At 65.2% G+C, this 11,997-nt stretch carries 12 protein-coding genes and 1 pseudogene; 7 read left to right on the top strand and 6 right to left on the bottom strand.

The window, feature by feature from the left end; all coding sequences use genetic code 11:
* From ACWRN3_RS22510 to ACWRN3_RS22490, 5 genes are all read left to right on the top strand, one after another.
* A partial coding sequence (locus tag ACWRN3_RS22510) for a tyrosine-type recombinase/integrase (protein WP_476741993.1) occupies positions 1-983 on the top strand: 983 nt, incomplete at its 5' end.
* Positions 980-1,312 (top strand): helix-turn-helix domain-containing protein, encoded by a 333-nt coding sequence (locus ACWRN3_RS22505; RefSeq protein ID WP_071416681.1) that lies wholly within the window; start codon positions 980-982, stop codon positions 1,310-1,312. The genes ACWRN3_RS22510 and ACWRN3_RS22505, both read left to right, overlap by 4 nt.
* Positions 1,313-1,326: 14 nt before the next feature.
* Positions 1,327-2,832 carry a recombinase XerD gene (locus ACWRN3_RS22500; RefSeq protein ID WP_071416680.1) on the top strand — a complete coding sequence of 502 codons (1,506 nt, stop codon included), beginning with the start codon at positions 1,327-1,329 and terminating at the stop codon, positions 2,830-2,832.
* Positions 2,833-2,887: 55 nt separating this feature from the next.
* Entirely contained in the window at positions 2,888-3,502 is a 615-nt protein-coding gene (locus ACWRN3_RS22495; protein WP_071416679.1) for a hypothetical protein, read from the top strand.
* Positions 3,495-3,983, top strand: coding sequence for an NUDIX hydrolase (locus ACWRN3_RS22490; RefSeq protein WP_071416678.1), 489 nt, complete (start codon positions 3,495-3,497; stop codon positions 3,981-3,983). Before ACWRN3_RS22495 ends, ACWRN3_RS22490 begins: the two co-directional genes overlap by 8 nt.
* 5 nt (positions 3,984-3,988) lie before the next feature.
* On the opposite strand, the gene ACWRN3_RS22485 is transcribed toward ACWRN3_RS22490, so the two are convergent.
* Entirely contained in the window at positions 3,989-4,522 is a 534-nt protein-coding gene (locus tag ACWRN3_RS22485) for a GrpB family protein (protein WP_476741994.1), read from the bottom strand.
* A gap of 180 nt (positions 4,523-4,702) precedes the next feature.
* Between ACWRN3_RS22485 and ACWRN3_RS22480 the strand changes: the two genes are divergently transcribed.
* Positions 4,703-5,287, top strand: coding sequence for a helix-turn-helix domain-containing protein (locus tag ACWRN3_RS22480; RefSeq protein WP_207606046.1), 585 nt, complete (start codon positions 4,703-4,705; stop codon positions 5,285-5,287).
* Positions 5,288-5,347: 60 nt separating this feature from the next.
* Here ACWRN3_RS22480 and ACWRN3_RS22475 read toward each other — a convergent pair whose 3' ends face one another.
* The 4 genes from ACWRN3_RS22475 to mobC all read right to left on the bottom strand — a co-directional run bounded on the left by ACWRN3_RS22475 (position 5,348) and on the right by mobC (position 8,599).
* Positions 5,348-5,596 (bottom strand): helix-turn-helix domain-containing protein, encoded by a 249-nt coding sequence (locus ACWRN3_RS22475; RefSeq protein WP_207606025.1) that lies wholly within the window; start codon positions 5,594-5,596, stop codon positions 5,348-5,350.
* A gap of 92 nt (positions 5,597-5,688) precedes the next feature.
* Entirely contained in the window at positions 5,689-6,630 is a 942-nt protein-coding gene (locus ACWRN3_RS22470) for a hypothetical protein (RefSeq protein ID WP_207606023.1), read from the bottom strand.
* Positions 6,631-6,647: 17 nt separating this feature from the next.
* Positions 6,648-8,207, bottom strand: a complete 1,560-nt coding sequence (locus tag ACWRN3_RS22465) for a relaxase/mobilization nuclease domain-containing protein (RefSeq protein WP_207606022.1) — start codon at positions 8,205-8,207, stop codon at positions 6,648-6,650.
* On the bottom strand, positions 8,207-8,599 hold the full coding sequence (gene mobC / locus ACWRN3_RS22460) for a plasmid mobilization relaxosome protein MobC (protein WP_207606021.1): 393 nt from the start codon (positions 8,597-8,599) through the stop codon (positions 8,207-8,209). The genes ACWRN3_RS22465 and mobC overlap by 1 nt, the downstream gene beginning before the upstream one ends.
* A gap of 692 nt (positions 8,600-9,291) precedes the next feature.
* Between mobC and ACWRN3_RS22455 the strand changes: the two genes are divergently transcribed.
* Positions 9,292-9,600 carry a hypothetical protein gene (locus ACWRN3_RS22455; protein ID WP_207606020.1) on the top strand — a complete coding sequence of 103 codons (309 nt, stop codon included), beginning with the start codon at positions 9,292-9,294 and terminating at the stop codon, positions 9,598-9,600.
* 416 nt (positions 9,601-10,016) lie between these two features.
* Here ACWRN3_RS22455 and ACWRN3_RS22450 read toward each other — a convergent pair.
* Positions 10,017-11,371, bottom strand: a pseudogene (locus tag ACWRN3_RS22450) (ParB/RepB/Spo0J family partition protein).
* Positions 11,372-11,997 lie beyond the last annotated feature (626 nt).

Here is an 11,997-nt window from a genome sequence, read left to right as displayed (position 1 = left end):
AGTTCGCGACCATCGACCAACGGCTCCGGATGGTCGAGCGCTTCATCAGCCACGTCAACGAAGACCCGTGGAACTGGACGCCCGCGCTTGTCGAGGAGTTCTCGGCGGACCTACGCACCCAGAAGCACGTTGCCCACTCGACGCTGCGCGGCTACCACTCCGCGTTGCGTGCCTTCACTAGCTACATCAGCAATCCCGACTACGGGTTCGACGTCGTGTGCGAGCGGTTCTTTGGCACCCACCCGGCGCAGGTGTTCTTCGACTGGAACACCGCTCCCCACGTCCAGGAGTACGACGGACGCCCGAAGAAACGTCCGTACACCCGTGATGAGATCAGTCAACTCTTCGACCACGCCGACGACGAGGTTGAACGGATCGGCAAGTCGGGCCGCAAGGGCTGGCAGGCCGCCTACCGGGACGCGGTCATGATGAAGATCGCGTACGGCTACGGGCTCCGGTTCAACGAGTTGAGGCACCTGCAAACGGTCGACTTCGCCCGCAACCCACACGCCCGAGAGTTCGGCGCGTTCGGCGTCTGCAAGGTCCGCTACGGCAAGGCAAAGCGGTCCTCGCCGCACAAGCCGCGCAGCGTTCTCACTGTCTGGCGGTGGACGCCCGGCATCATCGAGGACTGGCTCGCCAACGGCCGCGGTGATCCGGGCACCCTGGATCTCTTCCCCAGCGAACGCGGCGGACTGGTCGTCGAATCGACTCTGATCCGACGGGTCCGGCGCTACTGCGAGGAGTTGGGATTCTCCGATGGGCTCGATCTCCACTCGTTCCGTCGTTCGTACGCCACTCACCTGCTCGAAGCTGGATGGGACCCGCGGTTCGTGCAGGACCAGATGGGCCATGAGCACGGGGCGACAACCGGCATCTATCACTTCGTGTCCGACGAGTTCAGGCGCTCCACGCTCAGGAGCGCCTTGGACCGTACGGTGAAGGAAGCCATGGCCCGCAAGACCGAGGACGGAACATCATGAAGCGCAAGGTCGACTACACGTGGCGCCTGGCCGAGCTGATGGCCGCCCGAGGCCTGCACAACACCACGGATCTCATTCCCCTGCTGGCCGAGCGCGACATCAATCTGTCTCGACCGCAGGTGTACCGGCTGGTGAACCAGCGGCCGGAGCGCGTCTCCCTGATGTTGATCGCGGCGCTGTGCGACATCTTCGAGTGCGAGTCGACGGACCTGTTCACGACGACGGCGACGGATGTACGCGTGCGCAAGACGGGCACCGCTTCCCCGCCGAACGTTGTCTCGCTCGACCGCAGCGTGCGGCCGCGGCGCGCAAACATCCTCGACGAGTAGCGCCAGGAGCATCGATGGATCCGAAGCCGGCGGGCCTCTCCCCTCGCTCGACCGTCCAGGGTCGTCCGCGCGCGACGAGCACTCGCGACGATCCGTGTGCTCGCTGCGGCCGGAACATCCCCAGGCTCGCAGCCAACTGGCCAGAAGGCCGACTCTGCAACATCTGCTACTACGACGCCGTGCACACCCGCGGAACCTGCCCAGAGTGCCTCCAGGATCGGCTCCTGCCGGGCCTGCGCGCCACCGATCGCCAGCCGATCTGCTCGACATGCGCTGAGATCCCCGTCGACTTCCACTGCGAGCGCTGCGACGTCGAAGCAGCGCGACATCGCGGACGGCTCTGCGTCCGCTGCGCACTCCGCGACGACCTCCACGCGCTGCTCGGCGGCGCGCCAAGCGATCCCGCACTCCTCGGCCTTGTCGATGCTCTCTGCGCGTCAGACAGGCCCGAGTCCATCCTCGTTTGGAAGCGGTCGGCCAAGGTCCAGGAACTGCTTCGCGGGCTCGGTAACGGCGCCATCGCCGCGTCGCACGAGGGTCTCGACTCCGTGCCCGGCAAGCCCGCCGAGCATCTCCGGGCACTGATGCAGCACCACGGTCTACTCCCCCCTCGCGACCCCTACCTGCCGCGCTTCGAGCAATGGATCGACGCCAAGCTCGACGGACTCCCCGACGAGGTACGGCAGCCAGTTCAGCACTTCGCCACGTGGCACCACCTGCGGCGCATCCGCGCCAAGACCGGGGCTGGCGCACCCACTCGCGGGCCAATTCACTCCGCGAAGCAGGAGATCACCGAAACGGTGAAGTTCCTCGTGTGGCTCCACGAGACGTATCAGCGCACCGCGGCCACCTGCACTCAGCAGGACGTCGACGAGTGGCTCGCGGCCGGACCGACGACGCGCAGTGCGATCAGGACGTTCTTCGTGGTCGCGAAGCAGGCGCGTCTCAACACGGCGGTGACTGTTCAGCACCGATCCGCGAAGAGCAGCCCATCTCTCAGTCAGGACCAACGGCTCGCCTGGATCCACGAGCTCCTCACGGGCACCAGCGAGTCACTCCCCTACCGCGTCGCCGGGATGCTCCTGTTGCTCTACGCCCAGCCGCTGGTCAAGGTCGTCACCTTCCCGACCAGCATCGTCGACGACGCCGACTCTGGGATGAGCATCGTTCTCGGCACGCATCCGACCGATGTTCCCGAGCCGTTCGCCTCGCTCATCAGGGAGCACCTTGCCGCACGGCCGAACCTACGCACCGGCGCCGGATCCGACAGCCCGTGGCTGTTCCCGAGCACGCTTGCCGGCCGCCACCTACACCCCAACACTGTCATGGACCGCCTCCGCGACGTGGGCATCAACCTCCTCGGTGCCCGCAACCGTGCCATCGGTGAGCTCGTCCTTGAATGCCCGCCCTCCCTGGTGGCAGAGGCGCTCGGTTACAGCGCCCAGGTCGCGTTCCTCCACGCCGACAAGGCGGGCGAGCCGTGGGCCCGGTACGCCGGCCGATCCATCAAGGCCACTTGACCGTTGGCACACGCCGCTCTTTGCCGCCGTCACCCGGAATGCGAGGATCCTCGTCGTGTCTAGCGAATCGCCCGACCACTGGGTCTATGTCGTCACGGACATCGAGGTCGACGGACCGTGGCCAGGGCCGAACTCGATGCGATCGTTCGCGTCCGTCGCCATCACCCTCGACGGCACGGAGCACGGGCGCTTCGAAGCCGTTCTCGAAGAACTGCCCGGAGCCGCACCGAACCAGCAGACCCTCGCGTGGTTCCAGTCGATTCCCGACGTGTGGGAGGCCGCCACGACCGATCCGGAACCAGCGCCCGATGTGATGGCCAGATACGCGAGTTGGGTGAAATCACTGCCCGGCCAGAAGTGCTTCGCTGCCTCGCCCTTGGCCTTCGACGGCCTGTGGATCGACTTCTACCTTCGCCGGTTCACTCGCTACGGCATCATCCAGGGCCCATACGAGGACGACCGTGTCTTCGATGGCACTGGCCTCTGCCTTCGGAGCTACGCAGCAGCCGTGACCGGTCGCCCTGCGTCGGAGATCTCGCCAGCGAGCTTGCCGACCGAGTGGTTCGGCGACGTACCGCACACGCACCGCGCGATCGACGATGCTCTCGGATACGCCAACCTCCTCGTCACCCTGGGACGGATGGCGCAGTCGGGAGAGCGCGATGCCTGAAGACACGCGAGTCGCAGTTCGGATCGTCCTCCTGGACCAGTCCAGCCGCGTGCTCCTCTTCGAAGGCCGGGACCTCTCCGACACCGGTGACACGGTCCGATTCTGGTTCACGGCCGGCGGCGGAGTGGACACGGGCGAGTCGCTCGCGGAAGCCGCGGAGCGCGAGTTGCTCGAGGAGACCGGCCAGGCAGGACTGACTCTGATCGGGCCCTTCCATCGCCGGGAATTCGACTTTCTAAACCACGGTCAGCCACAGCATCAGATCGAGCACTTCTTCGCCGCAAGGACGAACAACAGCGCGCTGAGCGCCCACGGATGGACCGAGCTGGAACAGCGAGCCGTGACCACGTGGCGATGGTGGTCGACCGACGACCTCACAAGCGCGGACGTACAGGTCTTCCCCGACAACCTGGTCGATCTCGTCCGACAGGCGTCTGAGCTCGTTCGCACTGAGGCGGCCAGCCCGCCTGGCGAGCTGTAGTCGGGTCAGGCGGCAGGGTCGTTGAGGCGCAAGATCTGAAGGCACTCGTCGGAGGTGAGGTCGGACTCCGCGAGGACCTTCTGGAGAACCGCAGACTTTCGAGCGATGTAGGTATCGATGTCCATGTCGGGCTCCGCTGCAAGCGCCAGCTTCACGGCTCCGTACTCGTCACGCAGATCTTCCCGCACACGAAGGACGTCGCGAACCGCGAGGTGGTTGCGGACGTTCAACGTGCCCGCCCGGCAGACATAGACGTTCCGCCGCGGGTTCGCATCAGGAGCATGGAAGGCCTCCCGATCGACAACTCCCAGATCGCCGCGGTGAACGTACCCGGCCGAACCCAGGGCGGCGACCGCTGCCGACATCTCCGCTCCGTCGACGATGACGTCGATATCGAGGATGGGCTTGGCCGCCAGCCCTGGCACTGAGGTTGAGCCCACATGCTCGACTCGCGCGGTCGCCAGTCCAGCGAGAGCCTGCTTCAGGTCGCCTGCGACCAGCGCAAACTGCGCAGGCCACGATGGCGAGGACGCGACCACTTCGATAGGCACTGGGCGATGCTAGCCGCCGGTCTCACCGGGTCTCATACCCGCCGAATACGCGCGGACTTGATACGCAGCCTGTCCACTAAAGTTGCTATAGATAATCCGCTTGTCAACGACATTTGTCATCGCTCATACTGTCACTGTAGCAACTGGCTGCCGATGAAGGGAAGCGCGATGGGCTGGTTTACCGAGGGCAGCGAGCATGAGGGCTACGTGGTCTGTGTCTTCGCCGACGGCATGTACGGGTCCGGTGGCAGGTGGATGGAGATCAACCTGATGACGCCCGACGGCCGGCCGGTTGGGCATGAGGAAGATCCGACCCGCGAGGCGTGGCGGCCGCCGTCGCAGGTGGTCGGCTGGCGGGTCGCCTGCAGCTGTGTTCCGTTCCGGGAACACGTCATCCTGGACCCGTTGTGGACGCGGGTTTGGGACCCTTCCGACGAGGACGTCGCCGCGGGGCGCATCTACGCCGGACCGCCGACCAGCGCGGACGCCGCTGATATCAGCGACCGGGAGGACCTGGAGCCGCTGTTCCTGGATGTGTGGCATCGCCATGTCGCCCCGGACCTGTCGCTGCACCGCATCCGCACCCTTGGTGGGAGTCTCAAGGAGCTGGAGGCCCAGCTCGATGAAGCCGTTGCCATGGCAAGGGCGGGTGGCGTCTCCTGGGAAAAGATCGGCAGGGCCTTCGGGATCAGCCGGCAGGGTGCCCAGAAACGCTGGGAGGGTGTATCCGGGGATGAGCGCACGCCAGTGTAGGGCGCTTGGAGCGCCGCCGGACCGCCCCGGAGGACAGGGATTTCTGCCCCTCTAGCGTCCCTATTCCCCTTCCGGCACGTCGTCCGCCAGTTCGTCCGCGGCGATCCGCTCGGCGGTGCGCCGGTAAGCATCTGCGATGTAGTCCTCGAGATCCTGGCGCCCGACGCGCCAGAGCCCCCTTGCTCCAACCTGAAAAGCGCGAAGCTCTCCAGTATGAATGAGGTTCCGGATGAGGCTGCTTTTGAAGTTCAGTTCTTCGGCGACCTGCTCGATGGTCAGAAAGCGGCGCTTGCCGTGTTCAGCGGTCACCCGGACATCCTAATGTGATTAGCACCCTGCCGGGGCCAGTTTGCGGCCCCGGCCATCCGGTGAGATTTCCTGGGCTGGACGGCCTGAAGGACTTACCGGCTCATGCCCTTTTGGAGGAGCTTTGCCGGGCCGTTGGCTCCGCGCGTCTTGCGGGCCTTTGCAGGCCTTGATCCCTTGCCTACGGCTGCGCTGGGCGGTGTGGCCTGGTCTTGATCGGAATTGAGCCGCGCTTGTACAGCCTCACGGTCAGCAACCCCTTCGAGGCTGGCCGCCAGTTCCTGTCGGCGCTCGGCTGAGTCGTATGCGGCTCCTGCTTCATCACGCAACTGCTCGGGGCGCTCATTGGCACGAGCAGCTGTCCAGTCTGTGATCAGCCGCCTCTCCATGTCGTCCTCCACGGCCACGCTATCCGCAAAATTATGCCGCTGTTCCCAGTTGTGCGCCTCGATGGGTTTGGTCTCCCGGAGCCAGGCCAGCGCTGCGTCCAAGTCCTCCTTTGAGGGCCGATCAACAGCCTCCGCGCGTTTCCTGTCTTCCCGGTCGGCCTCAGCCAGCAGTCGCACAGCCTGGGCGTTGTTATCACGGCCGGCACGGCGTTCCTGTTCTGCCTGTTCACGGTCCCGCTCGGCTTTAGCCAGGGCCTCCGCCACCGTTGCTTCATTCGCGCCGAGGTTGTCCACATCCAAGCCGTAGCGTCGCTGCACATGGTCACGTATCACCTCGGCCGCGTCGCGCGCGGCCGGGTCATGGTCTTTCCACGCTGTGGCCGCCTCATGTGCCCTTTCGATGTCGCGGCCGGTGGCTGTGTCCCACCACCGGTTGTCCATGACCGGGGCGAGCTGTGCACGAGCAGCCGCCCGCTCCGCATCGAACCGGGCCTGCAGTTCGCGGGCCTGTTGTTCTTCGGCCGCTTGGGCGCGGCGCAGCTCTTGCTCGCGTGCCCTGGCCAGTTGCTCACCGAGCCGGCCGGCGACGGTCAGCGCAACGCGCGACATTCCCTCAAGAGCCTCATCAATGCCGTCAGATTCGCTCATGGTTCCCCTCCTTGGTGTTATCTCTCAATGTCTGGGCGGGTACTCCCGCTTCGGGTGCTCGCGTGGGTGCGTGCCTGCACGTATTTGGGCGGCAGCACGGAGCCTGCGGACCGGCCGGCAACCTGGCCGGCTGTACTAGCGCGTACCGCGGCGGCAGCTTCGCTGTCCGGTGTGGGCGCGGTCGCTGGGAGGCTGGGTAGTGCGGCTGCGACCTGGCTTAGGTGGTGCTTGACCATGTGGCTGATCTGGCGTGCTTTGCGCAGGTCATTGGATGCCTTGTGCATGTCGTGGACGGCCTTGGCGACGTTGAGCAGCTGGCGCAGCATGATTGCCTGCGCGGCGGTTCCGGTGCCGCCCATCGAAGCCGCCATGAGCATGAGCGAGGCGCCGCGGGCGGATGGTCCTGCGCTGCGGATGGGGCGGACCGGGTAGCGCCGCAGTTGTGCTGTCTTGGACAGCTCGTCGGCTGCTGCTGCGAGTGGTCCTGGCGTTGCCTCTGTTGCCGTGGACCAGGCTGCGAAGGCGCCGGATGTCTCGCGTGCAACGTGCGCCCAGGTCGCGTGATCGTCCAGCGGCACGGTGCGGAGCGTTTCGCGGAGCCGGGCAACTTCGTCGCTGTAGTGCTCCCACATTTGCGGGTCAGGTTCGTGGGCTTCGCGGCCGATCGTGACCGGGCGGCGTCCGCGTGCAGCTGCCTGCCATTCTGCGACCGCCTCGGCGGCACCTTGTGGGCTGTCGGGCCACTCGGCACGGAGCTTGGGCAGGGCAAGGTCTTTGGCGAGGTGACCGCCTCCGAACCAAACGGGTCGGCCACCTTTGGGGGGACGTTCTGCCACGCTGTAGCCGACCACGACGTCGTCACGTCCGGACGCGTACCGCGGCCTGACCAGGGCGCCGGTACGGCGCAGGCGTCGAATGAATTCGGCCTCATCCTGGGCCGACGTCGCGCAGGCACGGACCTTGCGTTCCAGGGACCGGCGTTCCGGTTCCGGGGCTCCCCGCCGCTCGGAGGCTTCGCGTTCTCCTGGCCGGAGGCCGCGGGTGGAATGCGTGGGCGAAAGTTCTTCCAAGCCGTACTTTTTCTCAAGCTCCCGGGCGGCTTGTTGTGCCCGGGGGAAGTCCCGCCAGCTGCTCCACTTCGTGCCGTCCTCGCGGACCATGGACGCAGCGATGTGGATGTGGTCGTTTCCGGCTTTGCTGTGGCCATGACGGATCGCCACCCACTGGGCCGGTGCCCGTCCGCTGGTTTCAGTGAACCCCATCTCGTCCATGAAGTCCTGCGCAATGTCCGCCCACTTCTGGTCGGTAAGGTCGCCTTCCTCGGCGCGCAGCGACAGGGAGCAGTGCCAGACATGCCCGCCGGGAATCTCGACACCCAGGACGCTTCTGGCCCGGTCCAATTCCTTGGCAATGCCCTGGGCGGCGTCGGCGTTCAGTTCGTCGTCGTTATGCCAGGCCATGATCGACGGTGAGCCAGCGACAAGGTGCGGGTCGGTATGTTCGTTCGCCCGGCCGGGCCCGGCAAGGTACGCGATAAGCCCGTGCATGCGGGTGCCCTTGGTGATGTTGGGAATCATCAGCGCATCATCGAATCCAGCATCGTATTGATCCGGTCAGCGACGGCACGCACCCGGGTCAAAACGGTACGTGCTGCTTCCGGAAATTCGTCCGTGGCGTTCGCGTGCCGGGCGAGCTGGTTGACGTTGTTCGACAGGGCAGCAAGGTAGCGGCGGGCTGCAATGAATTCCACGGCCATCGCCCGCCGTTCAGCCAGCGACTCGGAGTTTTCCGCGTACAGGGCAGCACTGACAAGGATCTCCGACGGGCTGCGCCCGGTCCGCTCCTCCAGCACCTTCAACTGAGCGCGTTCGAACTCCGACATCGACACGCGCACGTACTGGGTGTCACCGTCAATGTTCGCGCGGCGGCGGCGGGACAACCGGCGCGGCGACTTCGGCTCTTCAGTCATCCCAGCCCCCTCCCCCAATGCCCAGCGCAGCGCCCCGGAATCTCCGGGCCACACTGACGAGTGTGCCGCATCAAAGGCCGCAGGCCGTGGATCAACACGCGGGTTATGGCACATAACCGTATAGCTTGCTCCGGAAAATCACCTGCGCCCGCATTTGGCGCTTGTGATGGTTCCTGGGCACTGCCCTGCAGGACGCTGCGCGTCTGACTTGTTCAAAACGACTGCGTCGTTCCGTTTCGGCTGGTTGAGGCTACTGCCCGGTCCTTCCTTGGCAAGTCTCCGCAGCCGGCTTTCGCGGCATATCCTCGCTTCGCTCCGGTATTCCACGGTCCGGCCGCTCCAACTGGCCAATTCCTTCACCGGCCAAGTTTCGGCAAGCGTGCCGAAAGGAACGCGGCATAGGGCAAGCGAAAGGTACAGTTTTGGCTCTCATCTCACCTAAGAAAGTGGCCAGGCAATACGGGGTTTCCCCGATGCAGCTACGGCAGTGGCGGCGGCGCGGCATCGGACCCGAATACTTCCAGTTCACAGCGCGAACCGTCAGCTACTCTGACGACTATCTGCGGGACTGGTTCAACGATCCCCGGAACGCCCATCTCCTGGCGCAAGATCCTCCGGTCACCTCGGACATGTCATGCCAGGATGGGCGCGTCCGTCGGAGCCGGCGTCGGGATGATCGTTAGGCTGGATCCATGGCTACCCTCGACATTGAACAGACACGAAACCAGGCCCGCGCGTTGCTGGACTCCCGCATTGAATCCGTCACTGCCCTGGTGAAGAGCCGCCAGCGAATCACCGAGTTGCGGGACCAGCTTGTTGCGGCCGAACGCGATGACAAGCGCGCCTACCTGCAGGCCACCCGGGATGGATGGAGCGCGGAGGAACTGAAGAAACTTGGCCTTGAACCATCTGGGGTAAAGCGCCGGCGGACGGCAAAGCGCTCCGCCGGATCCGCACAGGATGCCGCCCAGGAACCTGGCACATCCTTCAGTGAAGAGTGAGCTTAAAACCCACGCTGTTGTGAAACCCAAGCCGCCGCGCTGACACCCCTGAAAAGTCGCTGCACACAAAAAAGGACCGGAACATTCCGGTCCTTTTTTGTCCTTCGGCAAAAGGAAATCTTTCATTCACTCTAGCGCACCCATGAGGGGTGCATTGGTTAGGTACCCATGCGTTGCCGGCGGCTTTTAACACCGCGACCCGGACGACGCCAGGTACCCGTCACGTTGATAGGCGCGGCACCCCTGGTGGTCTTCTAACCCAAGCCGCGCCTAATGGCGGTCCGCCGCTGGTGAGTGGCTGCCGTGGTTCGCCCCGGGCGGCGGACCGCCCGACGTTTGCGAGGTTCCCCGCCCTACCTTGGTGATTGGCGGACGACCTTGCCGGGCGGTGGTGTTCCGCCCGGCAAGGGTTGATCTTAGGCCGCTTGGGTTTCATCCTCGGCTGGCTTGCCGCTGTCGATGATCAGCTGTTCAACAGTTGATGCCTTGTACCCCCAAAGAACCAGTTGGTTCAGGTAGTTCCTGTGAGTCTGGGAGGGGGAACGCCACGAGTCCTTTGCGACCGTCTTCTCATACCCTGCGCAGATCAGTGCGATCAGGGAGAATTCAGGCCGTGCGGTGGATTTCGCCACGTGCGTCCGGAGCGGGTTCCACGCCCAGGTCTTGGCCTCGTCAACCTTCGCCCCGATCATTCCAGCGGCCACCTCGCCGTCGTAGCCGCTGGCCGTTTCGGGGTGGTGCGTAATCGCGTGGACGGTGAAGTACTGCCAGCCCTTGGGTGGCTGCTTCTTCGCCAGCAGGCCGGTCACGAATTCACGGCGTACCACCTGACGGACAGCATCGCTTTATTGTTCTCAATCAGGGTTTTGCGCTCGGCCTTTTGCTCCTCGGTCATGGGGCCTTTCTGCGCTGGGCTGCCGCCGTCGTAGCGTTCGTACTTCGGGGCGAAGCCCGTCTCCTTCCACCCCGCGATCACGTCGTGGGTCCGGTGCTGGCCCCGGTAGTCCGTGGTGATCAGAACGGCGTTGGCGTCGGCCTCGGTGGCCGGTTCCCCGTCCTCCCGTTTGGCGGCGGTGACGTAGAGGTTGTCGTCGTCGGCGTAGTGTCCTGCGTCCTCCACGATGGTCTTGCCCTGAGCTTCCAGTTCGGCGATCAGCGCGGTGAGGGCGGCGGCGCTTTCGCGCCTGTCGCGCAGCTGCTGGGTGACGTGCAGGAGCTGGTCTGGTTCGTCCATGATGACCGACTCGAGCTCGGCCGAGGCTTCTTCATCTGACTCAAACTCCGCCATGATCAGCGCTTCTTCGATGGTCCATCCTTTGCCCAGGGCGGCGGCTCCCGCGTCCGAGGATCTGGCCTTCAATGCGGACTCCACCGTTGTCTTGGTGCGCCCGGTCTTCTTCGCGATCGCGGCCGCCGAGACACCGATCAGTGACAGCTGGTGGTAGGCGTCGGCCTCGTCCGCTTCGGTCAGTTCAGCGCGCTGAATGTTCTCCACCACCTGCGTCACGATACGTTCGGCCTCCTCCGGGGATTCGATGATCATCACCGGGATCATGGGCCGCTGCGCTTCCACGGCGGCGCGGGTGCGGCGCTGGCCCATCAGCACGTGCACAGTACCGTCGTCCTTGCGGTGGGCGATGACCGGTTCCATCACGCCGTGTTCTTTGATGCTGGCAATGAAGTCAGCGGTCAGGGCGGCGTCCTTGCGGACGTTAACGTCGACGGTCAGGGTTGCCGGGTCGAGCATTTCAAGCGTGGGTGCTGCGTTCATGTGGTGTTGCTCCTTTTTTGCCGAAAGGGTTGGTGGGTGGGGCGGCTGAGGTGACCGGCCAGCGTCCCCTCTCCCCCGTTGATTTTTGGCTGCTGGCGAAGCTTGCGGAGCTGTGGCCGACGGAGGCCTGTCTACCCGTGAGGGCAAGGGGCGGGAAATTCCCGGAGGAAATCAGCGACGAAGGAGCGCCGCAGGGACATTTCCTGAACCGCAGGCCCCGACGAAGGAGGGGCTAGACCGGCCGGAGCGGACACGTACAATCCGTCAGGACAGCAGCCAAAAAGCGTCGCAGACAACACAGGGCCAGGGGGTCCGGAGCTCTGCGACGGCGCCCCCTGGACCCAACAGCCGGCCGCGCCAGCGGACGCCCGTCAACTGGTTGAAGCACAGCGGAAACCAGGGCGAGCCCAGCGAGCCTTCCCTTTCACCCCGGGCTAGGAACAACCCAACGACACCACCAGCTTTTGTCTTGCCGCCGGCGGCTGGCTGCTGCGGGATGGGCGGTCCGCCGCCGGCAACCACCAGCAAACGCCGGCCACGACGGCGGACCGCCCGCGGTGACCGGCCCCCAAAGGGACCGGCCACCACAATGGGTCTAGCTGGCGAGCAGTTCGGTCAGCTCGGCC

The sequence above is a fragment of the Pseudarthrobacter sp. rb genome (assembly GCF_056389225.1).
Note: the sequence above shows the minus strand (reverse complement) of the source record. Positions and strands in the feature narration are given on the sequence as shown.